Origin of the sequence: Vermiculatibacterium agrestimuris, assembly GCF_943193085.1 — a bacterium.
In the GTDB taxonomy this organism is placed as follows: Bacteria; Bacillota; Clostridia; order Oscillospirales; family Oscillospiraceae; genus Vermiculatibacterium; species Vermiculatibacterium agrestimuris.
Genome location: NZ_CALPCU010000002.1, coordinates 20,219 through 41,426, shown reverse-complemented (window position 1 = coordinate 41,426; position 21,208 = coordinate 20,219). Strand labels below are relative to the sequence as shown.

Below are 21,208 nucleotides of genomic sequence, written 5' to 3'. Positions count from 1 at the left end.
ATTACCTCCATATATAATAATTTGATCGGATCACAATGGAATGGTTCAAAGCCCAGCCCGGGCACGGACGGCCTGGGCGCTCATGGCGGGGTTGATGGTCTCTGCGCCCTCAATGGCGATGGCGGCGGCCCCTTGGGCCAGGCGGGCGGTCTCGGCAAGGCCGGTGCCCTCCAGGTAGGCCCAGGCCAGGGCGGCCATAAAGGCGTCCCCCGCCCCGGTGGCGTTGACCATGCTGGCCTTGAGGCAGCTTTGATGGACGGCTCCGCTGTGGTCGGCGGCGTAGACCCCGTCGGAGCCCAGGGAGATGAACACCCGGTGGAGACCCGTATCCAGCAGGGCCTGGGCGCACCGTGCCAGGCTCGCCTCGTCGGTGATGGCCACCCCGGAGAGAAGCTCCGCCTCCAGACGGTTGGGCTTGAGGGTGTGGAGCTTTCCCAGCACCGGCGAGAGCTTCACAGCCTTGGCGGTGGAGACCGGGTCGGCAAAAATGGGAGCCTTCACGTTCTCACACAGCCAGCGGATGGACGCTTCCGGGATATTGGTATCCACCACCACCACCTGGGCGTTGTCCAGAAGGGCCCGGCGGCTTTGGAGATAGGCGGGCGTCACATGGGCGTAGATGTCCATGTCGCTGACCGCCAGCGCCATGTCCCCGTCGGGGCCGGAGAGGAAGAGGTAGGTGGAGGTGGCCTCCCCCGGCACCTGAAGGGCCTGGGAGATGTCGATGCCCAGTTCGCCGCAGGAGGCGGCGATCTTCTGGGCGTAGAGGTCGTCGCCGAAGGCGGTGAGCAGCCGCACGTCCAGACCCAGCAGAGCCATGTTGTGGGCGATGTTCCGCCCCACGCCCCCCAGACTCATACGCACCTTGCCGGGGTTGGAGTCGGCGGCGACCAGCGGCGCGGCGGCGCGGCCGCCGATGTCCATGTTCACCCCGCCCACCACCGCGGCGTAGCTGGGGGTGCGCAGCACGTAGCCCTTTCCCGCCAGGTAGCCTTTCTTGGTCAGGTTGGAGATGTGCACCGCCACGGACGAGCGGGTGATCCCCGCCTTGTCCGCCAGCTCCTGCTGGGAGATCATGGGGTTCTCCGCGATCCAGTTGAGTATTTCCCGCTCCCGCTGGGTCATGGGGCCACCTCCTAAGCGTTTACCTATGTTATAATCATATGCTTATATATACGCCTTGTCAAGGGGGAATGGAAAATTTTATCCCATCCAAGTATCCCGCCAAAACTGCCGGATATCCAAAGAGGGTGGACGCCCGGCGCTTTTTAGCCTATAATGTGAGGAAATGGAAGGAGGCGTTGGGACTATGAAGCAGGCCCTGCTGTTTGACGATAGAAACGGCGCTGTGATACGCGCCATGACCGGCGGCGTTCTGGGGGTGGCCTTTTACCTACTGCTGTCCTGGCTGACCCAGCCCGGCTCCCTTTTCGGCGGGCCTATGGGTCTGGACTTTACCTTCTGCTTCAACTCCAACGTGCCGGAGGTTTTGGGGGCGGCCTTGGGCTTTCTCCTCTGGTTCTTCTTTGGGGCCCAGGCCGGCCTTTCCACCCTCCCCTTCGCCGATGGGGGAAAGTCCCTTCTCCTCCGCTCCCTGGCCCATTTCGGAGCCATGACTCTGACCATGTGGGCCTGGGTGATGCTGAACTTCACCTATGAGCCTCTCCCCGGCCTGATCCTCTCCTTTCAGCTGCCCCTCACCCTCATTTATATTCTCATCTGGCTGGGCCGCTGGGTGGGCTGGTATGCCGAAGTGGGGCAGAGCCGGGAAAGGCTGGGTCTCACCGGCGGACGTTCCCCTCTGAAATGGCGGGAGACCCTGCCCCACATAGGCTTTGCCGCGGTGTTGTGCTTTGCGGTGCCCACCGTTCTGCGGCTGTGCGGCGCCCACGATGTGCCCGTCCTGTCCGGCCTTCTCTATCCCCATCTGCTGCTGCCCGTTGTGGGGTTCTGCTCCGGATATTCCCTGGGCAGGCGGCGGGGCTTTTGTCCTCTCTATCCTCTGGCCTGTGTGATATCCGTTTCCCTCTTTGTCCTGACGGCCAAGCTCTATTCCAATATGGCGGACGGGGCGCTGCTCCTCATTGCCCTCTGCTTTCCGCTGGCGGGCAGCGCCCTGGGTGCGCTGATGCGGCTTTGGCGGCGGGAAAGGATGAGAAAGGACTTGTAAAATGTTGGGGAATTCCTTATAATAGGGTTACTTTATAATTCTACAAAGAGGTAGAGAGGAAGTAACTGCTATGGAACGTACGCACATCGCCCGAATTTTTGCCGACCAGGAGTCCTTCGGCGGGAAGACGGTCACCGTCTGCGGCTGGGCCCGCACCATCCGGGACATGAAGAACTTCGGCTTTGTGGAGCTCAACGACGGCTCCTGCTTCAAAAACCTCCAGGTGGTCATGGAGGCGGAAAAGCTCAGCAATTATAAGGAGATCGCCGCCCAGAACGTGGGCGCCGCCCTCATTGTGAAGGGTACGGTGACCCTCACGCCCCAGGCCAAGCAGCCGCTGGAGCTGAAGGCGGACGTCATTGAGGTGGAGGGGGCCTCCACCCCCGACTATCCCCTGCAGAAAAAGCGCCACAGCGTGGAGTTCCTGCGCACCATCCAGCACCTGCGCCCCCGCACCAATCTCTTTTCCGCCACCTACCGGGTGCGCTCCGCGGCGGCCTACGCCATCCATAACTTCTTCCAGCAGCGGGGCTTTGTCTATGTTCATACCCCCATTATCACCTGCTCCGACGCCGAGGGGGCCGGCGAGATGTTCCGGGTGACCACCCTGGACATGGAGGATCTGCCCCGCACCGAGGAGGGCAAGGTGGACTTTTCCCAGGACTTCTTCGGCAAGGGGGCCAGTCTCACCGTCTCCGGCCAGCTCAACGCCGAGAACTTTGCCATGGCTTTCGGGGATGTGTACACCTTCGGCCCCACCTTCCGGGCGGAGAAGTCCAACACCCAGCGCCACGCCGCCGAGTTCTGGATGATCGAGCCGGAGATGGCCTTCTGTGACCTCAAGGGCTACATGGATGTGGCCGAGGACATGATCAAGTCCGTCATCCGCCAGGTCATGGAAAGATGCCCCGATGAGATGGCCTTCTTTAACTCCTTTGTGGACAAGGGCCTTATCGAGCGGCTGGAGCACGTGGCCGCCTCGGATTTCGGCCGGGTGACCTACACCGAGGCCATCGAGATCCTGGAAAAGTCCGGGGCGAAGTTTGAGTACCCCGTGTCCTGGGGCTGCGACCTTCAGACCGAACACGAGCGGTATCTCACCGAGCAGCATTTCAAAAAGCCGGTGTTCGTCACCGACTACCCCAAGGAGATCAAGGCCTTCTATATGCGCGCCAACGACGACGGCAAGACCGTGGCCGCCGCCGACTGCCTGGTGCCCGGCATCGGGGAGATCATCGGCGGCTCCCAGCGCGAGGAGCGGCTGGAGCTGCTGGAGGGCCGCATCAAGGAGCTGGGGATGGATCCCGAGAGCTACTGGTGGTACTGTGACCTGCGCCGGTACGGCTCCTGCCGCCACGCCGGCTTCGGCCTGGGTTTCGAGCGGCTGGTGATGTATCTCACCGGCGTGAGCAACATCCGGGATGTGCTTCCCCATCCCCGCACGGTGGGCAGCGCGGACTTCTGAGACAGGACAGAAACGACGAGAAAAAAGACCGGCTGGACATTGTCCAACCGGTCTTTTTCTGTTTTCAAAAGGGGAGGGGAAGTCCCGGTTATGGGACTTCCCCTCTTTTATTTTTCCGGGAAATTTTTTTAGTTGTATTGCCTCCAAGGAAAAACCGTGATACTATCTACGTTAAATAGAACATCTGTTCTATTTAACCGCCTCCACGCACTGGATGCCTCGTTCCTCCAGTGCCGCCTTCATGTCGGCCGGGGTAGCCAGCTTTGCCGTTTTGTACCCCTTGTAAAACACGGTCTTTGTTTTTCCGGTGGTCTTTACGACCCTTATCCGCAAATTGAAAGACATCTGGTGCGTCAGCTCCCAGGGATTGTAGTGCAGCTCCACACGGTCGATCTCGTCAAAGGGGATGGGGTAGGGAAGGCCGGTGTTCAGCACCAGCTTGCCCTCCTCAAAGAAAAAAGCGCCTGCGTTGGCCTTGTTTTTGTATTTGCTTCTGGCGTAAAACATGTACACCACAAAGGCCATGACTGGCAGCATTCCAATGTAATAGATGAAAACTGGCATGGCGGAACCCCCTCCTGATAGGTTGTACCCAGTTTATCATATCTGGAAATCGTTTGCAAGGCGCTCCCGGGGGCGGGGGTGCAGACGCAAAAAAGTCGCCGCAGGCGATTGCCCACGGCGACTTGGTGGAGGAGGGTGGATTCGAACCACCGAAGCGATACGCAACAGATTTACAGTCTGCCCCATTTGGCCACTCTGGAACTCCTCCATTGGAGCTGGTTGACGGACTTGAACCCCCGACCTGCTGATTACAAATCAGCTGCTCTACCAACTGAGCTAAACCAGCATGTCAAGCGGCTGTCCAACAGCAGAAATTATTCTACCAGATACATAGGAGGTTGTCAAGAAAAAGTTGATGAGTTTGGAAAGAGGAGAGAGAGAATGACGTTAATGGAATTGTCGGTGAGCTACCGCCAGCAGGCCGACGTGCTGCGGCACCGGATCCAGCTGGTGTCCGAGCTGCCGGCACGCACGGCGGAGGAGCGGATGATGAAGACCGAGCGCCTGCGGCTTTTGGAGGCCATGCGCCGGGACGTGCGGGATGTGGCGGTGATCTGCGAGCGGTATTACGACCGAAGCTACCGGAGAAATGAGCGCTACACCCTCTGAAAAGGGCAGACGGAAAAGAGAAAAGGAGGACGTTGAACATGGCGGGAACCAGATACAGAAGAGGCGGGATCTATGCGGCGGACATGGCGCGGTACGCCCGGATGATCTCAGAGGAGAACACCAATACCGAGGAGCTGGACAGAGTGAAGATCGCCCTGTGGCGGGCCCTTCACGAGGACATTACGGAAAAGCAGCGGCGGTACCTGCTGCTCTATTACGCCGAGGGGATGAAGATGTCCGAGATCGGCGCGCAGATGGGGGTGGACAAGTCCACCGTCTCCCGCACCATCAAGCGGGGAGAGGATCGCCTGCGGCGGTGCCTGCGCTACGGCGCCAAGCGCTTTCTGCTGGACGAGGCCTCGGCGTGAGGAGGCTTGCAAGACCGGGGAAGGTATGGTAGAATCATCTCACTATAAAATGAGGTGGGAGAGCATGGATTATCAGGCGGTTTTGTTCGACTTTGACTATACCCTGGCCGACGCCACGCAGTCCATTTACGAGGGCTACTGTTACAGCTTTGGAGAGATGGGACTTCCCGTCCCCAGCCTGGAGCGGGTGCGGGAGATGGTGGGCTATATCCTGGAGGATTCCTACACCATGCTCACCGGGGATAAAGACCCCGTCCGGCGCGCCGAGTGCCGGCGGCTGTTTCAAGAGAAGGTGGGCGGCCGCCAGGCGGAGAAGACGGTGCTTTGCACCGGTGCGGCGGAGCTGCTCCACGCCCTCCGGGACAGCGGGGTGAAGATGGGCATCATCAGCAGCAAGCGCAGTTCCACGCTGCGGGAGATCCTGGAGTACCACCACCTGATGGATCTGATGGAGCTGGTGGTGGGGCCCGACATGGTGAAACGGCCAAAACCGGATCCCGAGGGGCTGGAGCGGGCTGTCGAGCTTCTGGGTGTGGACAAGGCGGGGGCGCTCTACTGCGGCGATACCATCATCGACGCGGCCACGGGCCAGGCGGCGGGAGTGGATTTTTCCGCGGTGCTCAACGGCGTCACTCCGGCCGCGGCCTTTGCGCCCTATCCCCATGTACATATCGCCCCAGACCTTGTGGAGCTGAAGGCCTGGCTGGGCGTGTGAGAGAAAAAGAGATCCCCGGACGCGGTTTGCGTCCGGGGATCTCTTTTTTGTCAGAAAATGTTTAGCCTTTCTTCACTCCATCGAAAAGAAAACTTGAGCAGACCCTGCTAAAATGGCTTCACCGAAAAAAAGGAGGCCAAGTGATGGAACCCATTTTGAATGTAGAAGCCCTGACCAAGACATACGGCGGAAAAGGGAACCGCACCAATGCCCTGCGGGGCCTGAGCTTTGCGGTGGCTCCGGGGGAGTTTGTGGGCATCATGGGCCCCTCGGGCAGCGGGAAGACCACCCTGCTCAACTGCGTGTCCACCATCGACGCGCCCACCTCCGGACGCATCGCGGTGGACGGGGTGTCTCTGACCAAGCTGCGGGGGAAGGCCCTCAGTAAGTTCCGCCGGGAGCGGCTGGGGTTCATCTTTCAGGACTGCAATCTGCTGGATACCCTGACGGGGCTGGAGAATATCGCCCTGGCGCTTACCATAGGAAAGGCCGATCCCAGAACGGTGGAGAGCCGCTCCAGGCAGGCCGCCCGGCTGCTGGGAGTGGAGGAGGTGCTGGACAAGTTCCCCTACCAGATGTCCGGGGGGCAGCAGCAGCGCCTGGCGGCGGCCCGGGCCATGGTGACCCACCCCGCCCTGGTGCTGGCCGACGAGCCCACGGGCGCCCTGGACTCCAAGTCCGCGGGGCTTTTGCTGGAGCAGATGGAGCAGCTGAACCGGGAGGAGGGCGCCACCATCCTCATGGTCACCCACGACGCCTTTGCCGCCTCCTGGTGCACGCGCATCCTCTTCCTCCGGGACGGGGAGCTGTTCCAGGAGCTGCACCGCGGGGAGGGGGAGGACAGGCAGAGCTTCTTCCGGGAGATCTTGTCCGTGGTAAGCCAGTTGGGAGGTGAGGGCGGCCATGAGCGGTAAGCTGGCGTTTCGCAATGTGCGGCGGAGCATCCGGGACTACGCCGTCTACTTTATCACCCTCACCTTCGGGGTATGTCTTTTCTATGTGTTCAGCGCTTTGGACGGCCAGAGCGTGATGCAGTTTCTGGCCAAGAACAACAACCCCAATGTGGAGGCCATCTTTGTGCTGGTGGGGGTGTTCTCCGCCTTTGTGGCGGTGGTGCTGGCGGGGCTGATCCTCTACGCCAACCAGTTTTTGATGAAGCGGCGCAAGAGGGAACTGGGGACCTATGCCCTTTTGGGAATGCCCACGGGGCGCGTGGCCCGGCTGCTGGTCATGGAGACCCTGTTCATCGGCCTTGCCGCCCTCCTCTCGGGTATCGCCTTGGGCATTTTGGGGTCCTGGGCCCTGGATAAGCTGACGGTGGCCATGTTTTTGGCCACGCCCGGGGATATCTTCACCTTCTCCATCTCCTGGGCGGCGGCGGGAAAAACAGCCCTTTACTTCGGGGTCATCTTCCTGCTGGTGATGGCCTTCACCGGGGTTTCTGTCTCCCGGGCCAGGCTCATCGACCTCATCCGCTCGGGGCGGACCAACGAGGAGGTGGCCCAGCGGCCCCTGGCCCTTTCGGTGGCCCTGTTTCTATTGGGGGTCGTGTCCTTGGGGACGGCCTACGCCATCCTTCTCAGCCGGGGACTGCTGCGCATCGACCTTCTCTGGTTTATCATGCTGGGGCTGGGGACCTTGGGGACCTTTCTCATCTTCCGGTCCCTGTCCGGGTTCCTGCTCCGGATGACCAAGGGCCATGCGGGGTATTACAAGGGCCTCAATATGTTCGTGCTGCGGCAGTGGAGCGGAAAGGTGCACACCAACTGCGCCTCCAACACGGTCATCTCCATCCTCCTGCTGCTGGCCATGGGGGTCACCGCCTGCTCGGTGGGGCTCAACGACACCATCACCGCCACGGTGGGTGGCCAGACCCCCTACGACCTGACGGTGCTCAACTACGGCCGGGAGGGAGAATACGAGGAGGCGGACATCCCCGCCCTTTTCCAGGCCGCCGGGTTGGACACCCAGGCGTGCTTTGCCTCGGTGGAGAGCGTCACCGTCTACTACAATGACGAGACCGTCACCGGCTGGCCGGAGGCGGGGGTCTACGCCGCCATCGGCCTGAGCCGCTACAACGAACTGATGGAGGCGCGGAAGCTGCCCCTTCTGACCGAGGACGCCCTTCCCCGGCGGACCCCCGACGCCATCGTCAACGGTCCCGCCGCCGACGGGATCGTGGTGGTCCCCGACGCCATGCTCTCCCAGCTCCGGCCCCGGCGGCAGATGGTGAATATCAATTACGCCGGGAACGTCTCCCAAGTGGACGACCTGGTCCGCATGTCCCTGGACGAGGCGGAGGACTTCCCCGCCGGGCTGGACATCATGATGAACTACAAGCTGGACAACTACTACGACCTGATGGGGGCCAAGATCCTGGTGCTCTATATGGGCCTCTATCTGGGGCTGGTGTTCCTGCTCGCCGCGGCGGCGGTGCTGGCCCTTCAGCAGCTGAGCCAGGCGGCGGACAACGCGGCGCGCTATGAGCTGCTGGGCAAGCTGGGCGCCCCGGAGGGGATGCGGCGGAAGGCGCTGGTGTCCCAGGTGGCGCTGGCCTTCCTCCTTCCCCTGGCCCTGGGAGTCATCCACACCTTTGTGGGTATGCGGGCGGCCAACGAGATCATCTATTCAGTGGGTCACGTGGACTCAGTCCATGCCAGTTTGCTGACGGCGGTGTTCCTGCTGGTCATTTACGGCGGCTATTTCCTGTGTACCTGCCTGGGGGCCTGGCGGGCTGTGAAGGGCGGGAAGAGCGCCTAGAGAAAATAAAAAGAGAGCGCAAAACCGTATGCCGCGGTTTTGCGCTCTCTTTTGTCTTAAGGGGGAGGTCACAGCTCCGTCTCCAGGGGCTGGCGGATGGTGTACCGGTCCTCCCGCAGCCGTGTCATGATCCGGTTTACCGCGGTGGCGTTGGGGATGAGATCCACCCGGCCCACCACCTGCCGCAGCTCCAGATTGGCCAGAAGGGCATAGGCGTTCTGGCCGGTGACGTTGCTCTGCCAGCAGGCCCAGCCTGAGGCGGTGAGGCTGTCGGTGAGGGCGGCCGGGGCGGAGACGATGCGGGTGCGCACCCGGGCGATGTGGGTCAAAAGCTCGTTGCCCCGCTCCAGCTGCGCCAGGGCGGCGTCCAGATCCCCGTCTACGATAAGCCCCACAGAGTGGCCCAGGGCCAGCGCCCGGCGCACCTGGGCGCTCTGGGCGGAGAGGGAGTCGGGGGTGAAGAGGAAGAGGGCGTGCACCCCTGAGGGGAAGAGAGCGGTGAGGTCGCTGTCGGCGTCAGAGGCGTTAATGGCCAGGTATACCCGCACATCCTCCTTGCTGTCCTGCCCGCCAGGGGCGGTCGTGGGGGCGGTCGTGGGGGTGGGGGAGACGCTGGAGGCGGGGACAGGGAGGGATTCCCGGCTTTGGATGATGTTGTTGTACCGGGTGGTCATATGGAGGGTGACAGAGCTTAAAAAGCTGCTGTCCGAGGCGGTGGCCGCCGAGTTGGTGATGCGGATGAGGGTGCCCCGGTCGGCGGTGGGCAGGAAGGAGTAATTGAGCCCGAAGAAGCCGCACACAGCGGCGGCGGGGACGTAGGGGATGCCGTTACGGAGTATGGCCGGCCAGTTCAGGGAGTTGCCCTGGCCGTCCACACAGGTGTTGTTGTTGATGGTGAAAGTGAGCCGGCCGGAGAGGGCGTAAAGCGTGAGGACGGCGCCCCGATCCTGACTGATGCCGTAATAGACCCCCAGATCCACCCCCGAGCTGTCCTTGTCAAAGACGGTGTAGGGCACATAGATCACGCCGCCGTTGGAGATGGGCAGGGTGCCGTTGGGCAGATCGCACATCCGGTCGTTCACCGCCAGAAGGTACACCGGCTCAGAGGAGACGGAGTTGGCGGGGATGGCCAGGGCCAACAACAGGGCCGCGGCGCACAAAAGCGTCCCAAAACGCCGCTTCATGGGCATACCTCCTTTCCGAAGTGTGGGCGGTGGGGGGAGAGGATGCGCTCCGGAGCTTATTCTTCCGCAAGAAGCATCTCTTCAAAGGTCTTTGCGTCCATGGTCTCGTGCTCCAGCAGATACCCGGCCACCTTGTCCAGGTAGGCCCGGTCCCGCTTGAGGATGGTCTCGCAGGTTTGATAGGCCCTGTCCAGCAGGGCCTTGACCTCCTCGTCGATAAGGGCGGCGACCTCCTCGGAGTAGGTCTTGGCCTGGGCCATGCTGCGGCCGATAAAGACCTCGTCGTGGCCGGAGTCGAAGACCACGTTGCCCAGCTTATCGCTCATGCCGTAGCGCATGACCATGTTCCGGGCGATGTTGCTGGCGGTCTGCAGGTCGCTGCCCGCCCCGGTGGAGATGTCCCCCAGCACCAGCTGCTCAGCGCAGCGGCCGCCCAGGCAGACGGCGATGCGGTCGGTGAGCTCCGCCTTGGACAGGAAGGACTTATCCTCCTTGGGCAGGTGGATGGTCATGCCGCCGGCCATGCCCCGGGGGACAATAGTAATCTGATGCACCGGATCCTGGGTGGGCAGGGCGTGGATGACCAGAGCGTGGCCCGCCTCGTGGTAAGCGGTGAGCTTCCGCTCCCGCTCGATGACCACCCGGCTCTTCTTCTCGGGGCCGGCCAGGACTTTGATGACGGACTGCTGGAAGTCGTCCATGGAGATGAACTTCTGCCGCGCTCCGGCGGCCCGGAGGGCAGCCTCGTTGCAGAGGTTTTCCAGGTCGGCGCCGGTAAAGCCGGCGGTGGTCTTGGCCAGGATGGCCAGATCCACGTCCTCGCTGAGGGGCTTGTTGCGGGTGTGAACCTTCAGGATCTCCTCCCGGCCCTTCACGTCGGGGGCGCCCACATAGACCTGCCGGTCAAAACGGCCGGGACGGAGAAGGGCGGGGTCCAGAATGTCCACCCGGTTGGTGGCGGCCAGAACAACAACGCCCTCGTTGGCGGCAAAGCCGTCCATCTCCACCAGAAGCTGGTTCAGGGTCTGCTCCCGCTCGTCGTGGCCGCCGCCCAGGCCCGCGCCCCGCTGGCGGCCTACGGCGTCGATCTCGTCGATGAAGACGATAGCGGGGGAGTCCTTCTTGGCCTGGTCAAAGAGGTCGCGGACGCGGGAGGCGCCCACGCCCACATAGAGCTCCACAAAGTCGGAGCCGGAGATGGACAGAAAGCCCACCCCGGCCTCGCCGGCCACGGCCTTGGCCAGGAGGGTCTTGCCGGTGCCCGGAGGGCCTACCAGCAGGATGCCCTTGGGGATCCGGGCGCCTAACTCCAGGTAGCGCTGGGGATCCTTGAGGAAGTCCACCACCTCCTGAAGCTCAGCCTTTTCCTCATCGGCCCCCGCCACGTCGGCAAAGGTGACCTTCTTCCCCTCGCCGTCGGCGGTGCGGGTGCGGGCCCGGCTGAACCGGCCCGGGTTGGGGCCGCCTGCGCCGCTGCCGCCCCCCGCCTGCCGGGCCATCATGTTGTACCACAGAAGACCGAACAGGCCGATGATGGCCACCCAGGGCAGGAAGGAGACCCACCAGGGGACGGTGGTGGAGGAGGGATAGTCGTAGTCGGTGAGAAGGCCGGCCCGATCCTGGGCGGCCAGGGTGTCGTTGAACTCCAGATAGAACAGCTCCGTGGAATAGAGCTTGGTGGTGACGGTGTCCTGGCCCTTCCAGGGCTGCTTGAGCTTCATGGTCAGCACGTTGTTCTTGATGCGCACCTCGCTGACCTGCTGGGTCTCGATGAGGGAGCGGATGTCCGCCCAGGAGGGAGACTCAGAGGCGTCCAGCCCACGGAGGGCGAAGACGGTGACCAGCAGGATCAGCACGACAAGGCCCAGAAAGCCCAGGTCTCTTCCGTCCATCTTCTTATTCAAAGGAGAACCACATCCTTTCTAAAGGAAGCGCGAAGTGCAAGGTCAGTTTTTCTCATACACACAGGGCTTCAAAACACCTATGTAGGGCAGGTTGCGGTAGAGCTCGTCATAGTCCAGGCCGTAGCCCACCACGAACTCGTCGGGCACCTCGAAGCCCACATAGTCGGCGGTGATGGGCTTGGTGCGGCGGGAGGGCTTATCCAGAAGGGTGGCCAGGCGGATGGAGGCGGGGTGCCGGGCCTTCAGGACCTGGATGAGATAGCTCAGGGTGTTGCCGCTGTCGAGAATGTCCTCCACCACGATGACGTCCTTGCCCTCGATGGAGTCGCTGAGATCCTTGATGATGTTCACCTGACCGGAGGACACGGTGCCCGCGCCGTAGGAGGATACGGCCATAAAATCCACCCGGCAGAAGCAGTCGATGCTCCGGGTCAGGTCGGCCATGAAGATGTACGAGCCCCGCAGGACGCTGACCAGCAAAGGCTCCTTGCCGGCGTAATCGGCGCTGATCTGTTTGCCCAGCTCGGCCACCCGGGCCTTGAGGGCCTCCTGGTCAATGAGTATCTTCTGAATGTCCTCTTCCATGGTGTTCATTCCATTCTCTCCCTTGTTTCTATAATTTGGATATCCCTGTAACGGGGGTGGGCTGGATTGGGGCCGAAAGGGGCGGCGAAGATGACGCCGTCGCCGTCGGCGGCCACGGGAAAGCTGTCCCGCAGCGCTTTGGGGATCTTCCGGTCGATGAAGAGCTTTTTCAGGCTCCGCCTGTGGCCGTTGGAAAGGGTGATCTCGTCTCCCGTCTGCCGGGAGCGGATCGCAAGCCCGGGCCAGGGGGGGACGGCCAGCCTCACCAGCCAGTCCGTGCCGGGAAGGGGGGTGTCTCCCTCCCGGGGGACAAATTCCTCTACGGGCTCAGGGTGGGGCGAATGGGTAAAGACAAGGTCGCCGTATTCCCGCAGAGCGGTGAGCTGATGGGGGAGGGAGACCCGGGCGGAGGGGCTGTCGCCCCGGCACAGGGAGAGCACCGCCCCGATGTGTGCGGCGGAACAGTCCCAGTCTCCTTCGGCAGCCTCGGCCAGCAGCAGCCGCACCGTCCGGGCGGCCACCGGAGGAGGGGCCTGGGCAATGGCGGCGGCGGGAATGGTCAAGTCCTCCCCCTGCCGCTGTGCCAGCCGGAAGAGATCCTGGGCCAGAGCGCCCAGATATTCCTCGTCGGCGCGCAGCCGGGGGATGGCGGCGCACAGGCGGCGGACGAAGCCGGGGTTCATCTCCTCCAAAAGGGGGACGAGCTGATGGCGCACCCGGTTGCGGGTATAGGAGTCGTCGGCGTTGGAGCTGTCCTCCACATGGGGGACGCGGTGCTGCGCCAGATAGGTCTCGATCTCCTCCCGGCTGGTGGTGAGAAAGGGACGGACATACTTCCATCGAACGGGCTCAATACCGGTGAGGCCTGGAAGAGCGCTGCCCCGGAGCAGGTGCATGAGCACCGTCTCGGCGTTATCGCCGGCGTTGTGGGCGGTGGCGATGCGGTCGGCCTGGAGCTGTACGGCCAGTTGGGAGAGAAAGCCGTAGCGCAGGGCGCGGGCGGTCTCCTCGATACCCATCTTGCGGCGCCCAGCCTCGGCCCTCACGTCCCAGGTGCCCAGGTGGAAGGGAATGGCGTGCTGCTCACACCAGGAGCGAACGAACCGCTCGTCCCTGCCGCTCTCCTCGCCCCGGAGCTGGTGGTCAAAGTGGGCGGCCACCACGGTGATATCCTCCCGCCGGGAGAGCCAGTGGAGCAGACACATGGAATCAGCTCCCCCGGAGACGGCACAGAGCACCTTGGAGCCGGGGGGGAACATATGGTGCTCCCGCGCGAAAGCCTCCGCATGGGGGAGGCGGTGCTCAGTATTCTTCATGCCGCCGGTCTACGGAGGTGAAGGTGGTGTACTCAGGCAGCCACTGGAGGGGGACGGTGCCCGTCTCGCCGTGCCGGTTCTTGGCGATGATGCACTCGGCCAGGTTGGGGTCGTCGGTGTCGGCGTCGTAATAGCCCTCCCGGTAGAGGAACATGACGATGTCGGCGTCCTGCTCGATGGCGCCGGATTCCCGCAGGTCGGAGAGCATGGGGCGCTTGTCTGCCCGGGATTCGTTGGCCCGGGAGAGCTGGGAAAGGCACAGGATGGGCACGTTCAAGTCCTTGGCCATGATCTTCAGCGAGCGGGAGATGTCGCTGACCACCTGCTGGCGGCTGTCCCCGGAGCGGCCGGGCCCGCCGGCGGAAGTCATGAGCTGGAGGTAGTCTATGACGACCAGACCCAGGTTATCCACCCGGCGGCACTTGGCGTTCATGTCGGACACCGACAGCATGGGGTTGTCGTCGATGTAGATCTGGGTCTGGTTCAGCGCGGCGGAGGCGGCGGCGATCTTGGCCCAGTCGTTCTCATTCAGCCGCCCGGTGACCAGCCGCTTGTTGTCCACAAAGGATTCCCCGGAGATCAGTCGCGTGGCCAGCTGCTCCCGGCTCATTTCCAGGGAGAAGTAGACCACGCTCTTGCCGGAGAATTTGCCCGTGTAGAGCAAAATATTCAGCGCCATGGAGGTCTTGCCCATGCCGGGCCGGGCCGCCAGAAGGATGAGGTCGGACTTATTGAGGCCCGAGATGGCGGCGTCCACGTCGGTCAGGCCGGTGGACAGCCCCGGCACAGCGGAGCCGCTGGCCGCCAGTTCATTGAGCCGGTCATAGACCGAGTAGATGACGCTGGAGATGTGCTCCAGGCCCTGAGCGGAGCGGCCCTGGCGGATGGCGTAGATGCGCTGCTCAGCGGCCTCCAGAGCCTCCTGGGCGGTGGCGGTGCCCTCCTGCACCATGCCGGAGATGGCCCCGGCGGTGTCCGCCACCCGCCGCAGCAGGGACTTGTCCCGGACGATGCCGATGTACTCCTTTACGTTGGCGGCGGTGGGGGTGATGAGGATGAGCTGCTTGACATACTCGTAGGAGGCGGCCTCGTCATAGACCCCGTTCTGCTTCATCTTGTCCAGCACGGTCACCGGGTCGATGGTCTCGGAGTAGTTGAACATGGAGCAGATACACTCGAAAATGTCCCGATTCTGCCGCAGGTAGAAGTCCTCCGGTTTCAGCGCCTCCACCACCGTGGGGATACAGCGCTCGTCGATGAGCATAGAGCCCAGCACCGCCTGCTCGGCCTCCACGGAGTGGGGCGCCTGGCGGGAGAGAAGCTCGTCCATGTGGGTTCACCTCCTTGAAAATGATAGGTTGCCATGTCACGTGCCGCAAAGGCCTGGCCGCTCGGTCGCTTTCCCTCCGACTCGGCCTGGTCTGCAAGCCGCTTTGCGGCTTTCCGCTCGGCCTCGCTACAGTCCAAGCTCCCTCGCAGGCCTTTGCTTTACGCTTCGGACACCACTACGTTTACCGTGCCGCTGATCTCATAGCCCAGCTTGCACTTGAGCTGATAGGTGCCGAAGGACTTGATAGGCTCCGGCAGGACGATCTTGGTCTTGGCGATGTCCACGCCGAACTGGGCCTTCAGGGCCTCGGAGACCTCCTTGGAGGTCACAGAGCCGAAGAGCTTGCCCCCATTGCCCGCCTTGGCGGAGATCTTGACCATGCAGCCCTTGAGCTGTTCCACGATCTCCATGGCGGCGGCCCGCTCAGCGGCCTCCTGGGCCAGCCGGGCCTTCTCCTGCTGGCGCATGGTGTTCACGTTCTCGGCGGTGGCGGCCACCGCCAGCTTTTTGGGCAGAAGGAAGTTGCGGGCATAGCCGTCGCTGACCTCCACCATCTGGCCCTTCTTACCCTGGCCCTTCACGTCCTGCTGAAGAATGACTTTCATGTCAAAACATCCTTTCTGTATGTGGTCGACCTTATGTCTCGTTGTCCTCACAATATTTGTCGATGGCCGCCAGAAGCTCGGCCCTGACAGCGTCCAGGGTTTTGCCGGAGATCTGCGCCCCCGCCACGGCGGCGTTGCCGCCGCCGCCCAGGGCCTCCAGGATCACCTGGACATTGAAGTCCCCCACGCTCCGGGCTGAGAGGATCACCCGGCCGTCGGCGCCGGGGAAGAGGACGAAGGAGGCGGTGACGCCGGAGAGGGTGAGCAGCTCGTCGGCGGCCTGGGCCGCGGCGATGCGGTCTACCGGGTGATCCATGGCGGAGATGGCCAAGGTCTCCCGGTACATCCGGGCCTCCTTCATGATCTCATAGCGGACGGTGGTCTGCTTCAGATCGGACTTGAAGAAGCGGCGCACCTCGGTGGTGTCTGCTCCCGCCCGGCGCAGGAAGGCCGCCGCCTCGAAGGTGCGGGAGCCGGTGCGGGTGGTGAAGTTCTTGCTGTCCAGCACGATGCCCGCCATCAGGGCCTCGGCCTCCCGCTGGAGGAGATCCCGGGGCTCCAGGATGTACTGCAGAAGCTCCACCACCAGCTCCGAGGCGGAGGAGGCGGCGGGATCGTGGAAATTGAGGGCGGCCCCCTCGATGTAGCTGGCGGCCCGGCGGTGGTGGTCGATGACAGCCACTTTGTTCACCGACTCCAAAAACTCCTGGGAGAGCACCTGCTCAGGCCGGTTGGTGTCCACTACGATAAGCAGGGAGTTTGCGTCGGCCATGACCATGGCGTCGGCGGGGGAGAGAAAGACCCCCTCATATTCCGGCAGCGCGCACAGCTCCTCCACAAGCTGCTCGGCAGGATTGGCGTCGCTGTCCCGCAGGATGTGGGCGGTGACGCCCCGCTTCCGGGCCACGGCCATAAGGCCGGCGGTGGGGCCGATGCAGTCCAGGTCGGGGAACTTATGGCCCATGATGAACACCTGGGAGGCGTCCCCCACCAGCTCGCTGATGGCGTTGGCCATGACCCGGCTTTTCACCTTGGTGTGTTTTTCCGTGTCGCTGGCCCGCTTGCCGCCGTAGAACTCAAAATTAAACCGGTTTTTCACCACCGCCTGGTCGCCGCCGCGGCTCAGAGCCATTTCCAGGGAAAGGGAGGCGAACTGGAACAGGTCGGCGTAAGTTTCCGCGTCCCGTCCCACGCCGATGGAGAGCGTGGAGGGCAGCCCGTTGGGGTTGACTACCTCGTGGACTTGATCGAGAATGTCGAACTTCTTCTCGACAAAGCTGGGGAGGAACCGCTCGTCGAAGATGAGCAGGTAGTGATCCCGGTCGTACCGGCACAGAAGGCCCTCGGTGGGGGCGCACCAAGCGTCCAGACAGCGGTTGATGTCGGAGAGCATTGCCGCCTTCACATTGTCGCTGACCCCCTTGAACAGCTCCTCGTAGTTGTCCAGGTTGAGGATGGCCAGCACGGGCCGGGTCTCGTAAAACTGGTCGCGGATCTGGGAGAAGTCAGTGACGTCCACCCAGTAGGTGGTGGCCAGATAGCTGCGGGCGTTTTTGTCGTCGGTGCGCACCAGGTGGCCGAAGACCAGGAACCGCCGCCCATCCAGGAAGACCTCGCTGGGACACTGGGTCTTGCCCTCCATGAGCCAGCGGGTGTTAAAGCCGGGGGCCGCCTCGGTGATCTTTCGGTCGAAGAGGTGATCCCGCTCCCCGGTGATCTGGAGGAAGCGGTCATTGGACCAAATGACTTCCTCGGTCTCCGGCCGGAAGATGACCATAGGCAGGGGGGCGTTGACCATGGTGTCCTTGGCGACCACGTCCATGTTGTAGGTGATATTCTCGATGTAGCCCAGGATCTCCTTCCTCCGGGCGTCGCTGCGGCCCCGGAAGTAGAGGAGGAGCACCAGCACGATGGCGGCCTCGGCCATGGCCAGGCCGTAATGGCCCGCCAGGGCGGTGGCCAGGGCGAAGGCGGCCAGGCAGATGAAGTAAAGCCGGAAGCTGGGCTCCAACAGATGAGACAGGCTCTTTTTATGCAAGTCAGACGCCTCCTTAATGAGAGGGAGAACGGCATAGATACAGATAACAGCATGATAGCACAAAGAAAGGGAAAAAACAAGAGCTTCCGGTGCCTGGGCTCCACGCCCTGGGACAGAAAAAGGAAGGATCCCGGAAACCGGGATCCTTCGTTTACAGTCGGACTTTAAGAGGGGGGAACTTACTTGGTTACGCCGGCGTTTTTGCAGGCGTTCTCAGCAGCGATCCGGCCCCAGGTGGCGCACATGCCGTGGCCAATGCCGCCGATGGTGTTGTGACCGGCAATGTTGGCAGAGCCGATGAGTTCGCCGGCCAGGTAAGCGCCACCCACCACGGAGCCGTCCTCACGAACCAGCTGAGCGTCGCCGTTGATCCGGGGACCGCCGGCGGTCATCATCAGGTAGGGCCAGGTCAGAACGGCGTAGTAGGTGGTATCACCCTCCAGGGGCAGCAGGTTATCGGTGCGGCCAAAGACGCTGTCCTTGCCGGCGGCGCAGTCGGTGTTGTACTGCGCCACGGTGGCGGGCAGGTTGGCGGCGCCGATCTTTTCGGCCAGAGCCTCAATGGAGTCGGCCTCGAACATATAGCCCTGCTCGATGAGCTCGGCGATCTTCTCCTCGTTGGTGAATCCGGCGGAGTTGCTCATCATACCGGTAAACAGAGCGGCGTCGTCAGAGATCATATCCTTGGTGAGGACTACATAGATGGTGTTCTGGTCGGTGGTACGCCACACGGTCCGCTTATCCATGGAGGTAGCCGCCGGCTCGTTGAAGACCCGGTCGCCGGCGGTGTTGACCCAGATGGCGCCGTTATAGTTGATGTTGCAGCGCAGGGAAGCCTGGAAACCGCTGACGGGCACAGAACCACCGTAGCAGGAGCAGTAGTCCATGTTGTCAAAGGCGGCCCCAGCGGTCCGGGCGAAGTCAAAGCCGCTACCGATGGCGGTGACAGGGTCGTTGGAGGTGATGTTGGTGAAGTTATACTCCTTCAGCCACTTCTCGCTGTATCCGTAGCCGCCGGTGGCGATGACCACGGAGGGAGCGTTGATGACCTGCTCGCCCACCTTTACGCCGCAGATGTCGCCCTTGTCGTTGAGGACAACATCGTCTACCATGGTGTTCAGGCACAGCTGAGCGCTGCCCGCGGCAATGGCCTCGTCCAGCTTGGCGGACAGGGCGTTGATAAAGTACAGGCCGCCGCCGGAGGAAGCGCCGCCGGCAGTATAGGTCACGCGGAAGGTGTTCATGGTCAGGTATCCGCCGCTGTCCACGGTGTCGCCAAATTCCACGCCCACATAGTCCTTCAGCCAGTCGATGGCCTCACCGGCCTTCTGGGCGTGGACGTGAGCAACCTCAGGGTTCAAGTTCTGCTCGCCGCCGCCCATATTGACAAAATCGTCATAAAAAGCCTCGGGGCTGTCCTCGATGCCGGCGGCCTTCTGGATCTCGTAGCCTGCGCCGGAGATAGAGCCGCCGGCGGTGTTGGCAGAGCCGCCCACCCGGAAGTTCTGCTCCAGAACCAGTACCTTAGCGCCCAGCTCAGAGGCGCGCACCGCGGCGGTCAGGCCGGCCATGCCGGCGCCTACCACGATCACGTCTGGCTCCACGGTCAGCTCCAGAGCACCGACCTCATCCTCGCCCTCGCCGCTCAGAGCCTTCTTGGCGGCTTCAATAATGGCGTTGGAGGTCATAGTGGCGCCGGAGACCACATCCACCTCGGTGGACTGGGCCTCTACAATGGCGGCGGGGATCTGCTCCAGAGCGGGATCGGAAATACCCGCCGTCTCCTGATGATCCACCACGTCTACCTTGGTGATCTTGCCGCCCTCTACGGTGACGGAGACCTTTACGGCGCCGTTCATGCCGTTGGCGCTGCTGGTATAGGTGCCGTCAGCCCACTGGCTGTCGGGCGCGTTGGGGGCGGGATCCTTGCTGCCTCCGCAGGACGCCAGGCCGAGAACCATTGCCAGCGCCAGGCCGACGGAAATTAGCTTTTTACTTCTCATTTCATACCTTCCTTTTTAAACGGTAGTGGGTTGGAAATATGGCTCCAAAGTTTGGGGCCATATTGTTACGAGTATAACAAGGAAATGATATGGTGTCAACATATGAATGGCGTCTTCATCTAAATTGTGCTCAATTAAGAGAAAGCCCCGCCCAGTTTTGTCTGGGCGGGGCGATAGGGTCATGGCTTTTCCTTGGGATCCTCGGTGAAGACCTCCTTGGCGCTGGCGGCCAGACCGGCCAGGCCCTGGATCTCGCTGGGGATGATGAGCTTGGTGGCCTTGCCGTCGGCGGCCTTCTGGAACGCCTCCAGGGCCTTGAGCTTCACCACCTGGTCGGTGGGGGCGGCCTCGTTGAGCAGCTTCAGGGCCTGGGCGGTGGCCTGCTGCACCTGGAGGATGGCCTGGGCCTCCGCCTCGGCGGCCATGATGCGGGCCTCCTTCTCGCCCTCAGCCCGCTTGATGGCGGCCTCCTTGGCGGCCTCGGCCTTCAGAATGGCGGACTGCTTCTCGCCCTCGGCCACCAGGATCTGGCTCTGCTTGGTGCCCTCGGCCTGAAGGATGGACTCCCGGCGCTCCCGTTCCGCTTTCATCTGCTTTTCCATGGCGTCCTGGATCTCCCGGGGCGGGATGATGTTCTTCAGCTCTACCCGGTTGACCTTGATGCCCCAGGGGTCGGTGGCCTCATCCAGCAGGGAGCGCATCTTGGAGTTGATGATGTCCCGGCTGGTGAGGGTCTGATCCAGCTCCAGCTCGCCGATGATGTTGCGCAGGGTGGTGGCGGTCAGGTTCTCAATGGCGGACATGGGGTGCTCCACGCCGTAGGTGTAGAGCTTGGGATCGGTGATGGCGAAGTAGAGCACCGTGTCGATCTGCATGGTGACGTTGTCCTTGGTGATGACGGGCTGGGGGGCGAAGTCCACCACCTGCTCCTTCAGGGAGACCACCTTCACGATGCGGTCGATGAAGGGGACTTTGAAGTGGGGGCCTTGGTTCCAGATGGTGTGGAACCCGCCCAGACGGGTGATGACGTAGGCCCGGGACTGCTGGACGATCTTAAAGTTCAGCGCCAGCAGGAGGACGACCAGGACGGCCAGGATGGCCAGAATGATCTTTGCGTAAAGCGGCATGATGATTACTCCTTTCCAGTCTGGACGGGGGTGACGAAGAGCTTGACCCCCTCGATACGGTCAACGAGCACGGTCTCGCCGGCGGGGATGGCCTGCCCTGTGGTGGAGCGGGCCGTCCACTCCGTGCCCAGGACTTTCACCGCGCCGGCGGCGGTGAGGTTGTCGATCTCCTCGGTGACTACCGCCTCCCGGCCCAGGACCCGGTCGGCGTTGGTGGCCACGGCCTTGGGGCTGACGTACTTTTTGGACAGCGGCCGCAGAAGCACCAGCGCCACGGCGGAGACCAGGGCGAACAGGCCGATCTGGAGCCAGATGTTGGCGGTGAAGAAGGTGGCGAGCAGAGCGGCCAGGGCTCCGGCGGCAAACCACACCGACACAAGGCCCACAGTGGCGGCCTCCACCAGGGCGAAGAGGATGAGCAGGATGAGCCAGACGACGCTGGGAAGCCAGGGCATTTTCATCAGC

The 21,208-nt window shown here is 62.7% G+C and carries 19 protein-coding genes and 2 tRNA genes; 7 read left to right on the top strand and 14 right to left on the bottom strand.

Going from position 1 to position 21,208, the window contains the following annotated elements:
- Positions 1-45: 45 nt before the first annotated feature.
- Positions 46-1,125, bottom strand: a complete 1,080-nt coding sequence (locus tag NFR87_RS01370; protein ID WP_251445254.1) for a PfkB family carbohydrate kinase — start codon at positions 1,123-1,125, stop codon at positions 46-48.
- A gap of 184 nt (positions 1,126-1,309) precedes the next feature.
- Here NFR87_RS01370 and NFR87_RS01365 point away from each other — a divergent pair, with 184 nt between their 5' ends.
- Both NFR87_RS01365 and asnS read left to right on the top strand, forming a co-directional pair.
- Positions 1,310-2,170, top strand: coding sequence for a DUF3021 family protein (locus tag NFR87_RS01365; protein WP_251445251.1), 861 nt, complete (start codon positions 1,310-1,312; stop codon positions 2,168-2,170).
- Between the two features lie 70 nt (positions 2,171-2,240).
- On the top strand, positions 2,241-3,635 hold the full coding sequence (gene asnS, locus NFR87_RS01360) for an asparagine--tRNA ligase (protein ID WP_251445248.1): 1,395 nt from the start codon (positions 2,241-2,243) through the stop codon (positions 3,633-3,635).
- A 189-nt stretch (positions 3,636-3,824) separates the two neighbouring features.
- Here asnS and NFR87_RS01355 read toward each other — a convergent pair whose 3' ends face one another.
- From NFR87_RS01355 to NFR87_RS01345, 3 genes are all read right to left on the bottom strand, one after another.
- Entirely contained in the window at positions 3,825-4,199 is a 375-nt protein-coding gene (locus tag NFR87_RS01355; RefSeq protein ID WP_251445246.1) for a hypothetical protein, read from the bottom strand.
- A gap of 123 nt (positions 4,200-4,322) precedes the next feature.
- Positions 4,323-4,407: transfer RNA gene (locus NFR87_RS01350), tRNA-Tyr, on the bottom strand.
- A gap of 2 nt (positions 4,408-4,409) precedes the next feature.
- Positions 4,410-4,485, bottom strand: a tRNA-Thr gene (locus NFR87_RS01345).
- Positions 4,486-4,580: 95 nt separating this feature from the next.
- On the opposite strand from NFR87_RS01345, the gene NFR87_RS01340 reads away from it, so the two are divergent.
- From NFR87_RS01340 to NFR87_RS01320, 5 genes are all read left to right on the top strand, one after another.
- Positions 4,581-4,808, top strand: coding sequence for a hypothetical protein (locus tag NFR87_RS01340; RefSeq protein WP_251445243.1), 228 nt, complete (start codon positions 4,581-4,583; stop codon positions 4,806-4,808).
- Between the two features lie 38 nt (positions 4,809-4,846).
- Complete coding sequence (locus tag NFR87_RS01335; protein ID WP_251445240.1) at positions 4,847-5,176, top strand: sigma-70 family RNA polymerase sigma factor; 330 nt, start codon at positions 4,847-4,849, stop codon at positions 5,174-5,176.
- Positions 5,177-5,240: 64 nt separating this feature from the next.
- A complete protein-coding gene (locus NFR87_RS01330) occupies positions 5,241-5,891 on the top strand; it encodes an HAD family hydrolase (protein ID WP_251445237.1) in 651 nt (216 codons plus the stop codon).
- A gap of 143 nt (positions 5,892-6,034) precedes the next feature.
- Positions 6,035-6,805 carry an ABC transporter ATP-binding protein gene (locus tag NFR87_RS01325; protein WP_251445234.1) on the top strand — a complete coding sequence of 257 codons (771 nt, stop codon included), beginning with the start codon at positions 6,035-6,037 and terminating at the stop codon, positions 6,803-6,805.
- Positions 6,795-8,651 (top strand): FtsX-like permease family protein, encoded by a 1,857-nt coding sequence (locus NFR87_RS01320; RefSeq protein WP_251445232.1) that lies wholly within the window; start codon positions 6,795-6,797, stop codon positions 8,649-8,651. Before NFR87_RS01325 ends, NFR87_RS01320 begins: the two co-directional genes overlap by 11 nt.
- Positions 8,652-8,719: 68 nt before the next feature.
- Here the strand turns inward: NFR87_RS01320 and NFR87_RS01315 are convergent, their stop codons facing one another.
- From NFR87_RS01315 to NFR87_RS01270, 10 genes are all read right to left on the bottom strand, one after another.
- The gene (locus NFR87_RS01315) at positions 8,720-9,835 is read right to left on the bottom strand and encodes a hypothetical protein (protein WP_251445229.1); all 1,116 of its coding nucleotides are present in this window, start codon (positions 9,833-9,835) and stop codon (positions 8,720-8,722) included.
- A 56-nt stretch (positions 9,836-9,891) separates the two neighbouring features.
- Positions 9,892-11,727, bottom strand: coding sequence for an ATP-dependent zinc metalloprotease FtsH (ftsH, locus tag NFR87_RS01310; protein WP_251445557.1), 1,836 nt, complete (start codon positions 11,725-11,727; stop codon positions 9,892-9,894).
- Positions 11,728-11,781: 54 nt separating this feature from the next.
- Entirely contained in the window at positions 11,782-12,324 is a 543-nt protein-coding gene (gene hpt, locus NFR87_RS01305) for a hypoxanthine phosphoribosyltransferase (protein WP_251445554.1), read from the bottom strand.
- Between the two features lie 5 nt (positions 12,325-12,329).
- Complete coding sequence (gene tilS, locus NFR87_RS01300; protein ID WP_251445225.1) at positions 12,330-13,583, bottom strand: tRNA lysidine(34) synthetase TilS; 1,254 nt, start codon at positions 13,581-13,583, stop codon at positions 12,330-12,332.
- 43 nt (positions 13,584-13,626) lie between these two features.
- A complete protein-coding gene (gene dnaB, locus NFR87_RS01295) occupies positions 13,627-14,970 on the bottom strand; it encodes a replicative DNA helicase (RefSeq protein WP_251445222.1) in 1,344 nt (447 codons plus the stop codon).
- A gap of 158 nt (positions 14,971-15,128) precedes the next feature.
- Positions 15,129-15,575, bottom strand: a complete 447-nt coding sequence (gene rplI / locus NFR87_RS01290) for a 50S ribosomal protein L9 (protein ID WP_251445219.1) — start codon at positions 15,573-15,575, stop codon at positions 15,129-15,131.
- 31 nt (positions 15,576-15,606) lie between these two features.
- Complete coding sequence (locus NFR87_RS01285; protein ID WP_251445216.1) at positions 15,607-17,613, bottom strand: DHH family phosphoesterase; 2,007 nt, start codon at positions 17,611-17,613, stop codon at positions 15,607-15,609.
- Between the two features lie 179 nt (positions 17,614-17,792).
- Entirely contained in the window at positions 17,793-19,616 is a 1,824-nt protein-coding gene (locus tag NFR87_RS01280; RefSeq protein ID WP_251445213.1) for an FAD-dependent oxidoreductase, read from the bottom strand.
- Positions 19,617-19,795: 179 nt separating this feature from the next.
- Positions 19,796-20,743, bottom strand: coding sequence for an SPFH domain-containing protein (locus tag NFR87_RS01275; protein WP_251445210.1), 948 nt, complete (start codon positions 20,741-20,743; stop codon positions 19,796-19,798).
- A 5-nt stretch (positions 20,744-20,748) separates the two neighbouring features.
- Positions 20,749-21,198 (bottom strand): NfeD family protein, encoded by a 450-nt coding sequence (locus NFR87_RS01270; RefSeq protein ID WP_251445207.1) that lies wholly within the window; start codon positions 21,196-21,198, stop codon positions 20,749-20,751.
- Positions 21,199-21,208 lie beyond the last annotated feature (10 nt).

Excerpts from the sequence above, each read along its gene's own strand:
- NFR87_RS01325 (WP_251445234.1), top strand. The coding sequence starts at position 6,035 with ATGGAACCCATTTTGAATGTAGAAGCCCTGACCAAGACATACGGCGGA.
- NFR87_RS01330 (WP_251445237.1), top strand. The coding sequence starts at position 5,241 with ATGGATTATCAGGCGGTTTTGTTCGACTTTGACTATACCCTGGCCGAC.
- NFR87_RS01355 (WP_251445246.1), bottom strand. The coding sequence starts at position 4,199 with ATGCCAGTTTTCATCTATTACATTGGAATGCTGCCAGTCATGGCCTTT.
- NFR87_RS01280 (WP_251445213.1), bottom strand. The coding sequence starts at position 19,616 with ATGAGAAGTAAAAAGCTAATTTCCGTCGGCCTGGCGCTGGCAATGGTT.
- dnaB (WP_251445222.1), bottom strand. The coding sequence starts at position 14,970 with ATGGACGAGCTTCTCTCCCGCCAGGCGCCCCACTCCGTGGAGGCCGAG.
- NFR87_RS01335 (WP_251445240.1), top strand. The coding sequence starts at position 4,847 with ATGGCGGGAACCAGATACAGAAGAGGCGGGATCTATGCGGCGGACATG.
- ftsH (WP_251445557.1), bottom strand. The coding sequence starts at position 11,727 with ATGGACGGAAGAGACCTGGGCTTTCTGGGCCTTGTCGTGCTGATCCTG.
- tilS (WP_251445225.1), bottom strand. The coding sequence starts at position 13,583 with ATGTTCCCCCCCGGCTCCAAGGTGCTCTGTGCCGTCTCCGGGGGAGCT.
- asnS (WP_251445248.1), top strand. The coding sequence starts at position 2,241 with ATGGAACGTACGCACATCGCCCGAATTTTTGCCGACCAGGAGTCCTTC.
- rplI (WP_251445219.1), bottom strand. The coding sequence starts at position 15,575 with ATGAAAGTCATTCTTCAGCAGGACGTGAAGGGCCAGGGTAAGAAGGGC.
- NFR87_RS01275 (WP_251445210.1), bottom strand. The coding sequence starts at position 20,743 with ATGCCGCTTTACGCAAAGATCATTCTGGCCATCCTGGCCGTCCTGGTC.
- NFR87_RS01315 (WP_251445229.1), bottom strand. The coding sequence starts at position 9,835 with ATGAAGCGGCGTTTTGGGACGCTTTTGTGCGCCGCGGCCCTGTTGTTG.
- NFR87_RS01370 (WP_251445254.1), bottom strand. The coding sequence starts at position 1,125 with ATGACCCAGCGGGAGCGGGAAATACTCAACTGGATCGCGGAGAACCCC.
- hpt (WP_251445554.1), bottom strand. The coding sequence starts at position 12,324 with ATGGAAGAGGACATTCAGAAGATACTCATTGACCAGGAGGCCCTCAAG.
- NFR87_RS01320 (WP_251445232.1), top strand. The coding sequence starts at position 6,795 with ATGAGCGGTAAGCTGGCGTTTCGCAATGTGCGGCGGAGCATCCGGGAC.
- NFR87_RS01365 (WP_251445251.1), top strand. The coding sequence starts at position 1,310 with ATGAAGCAGGCCCTGCTGTTTGACGATAGAAACGGCGCTGTGATACGC.
- NFR87_RS01340 (WP_251445243.1), top strand. The coding sequence starts at position 4,581 with ATGACGTTAATGGAATTGTCGGTGAGCTACCGCCAGCAGGCCGACGTG.
- NFR87_RS01270 (WP_251445207.1), bottom strand. The coding sequence starts at position 21,198 with ATGCCCTGGCTTCCCAGCGTCGTCTGGCTCATCCTGCTCATCCTCTTC.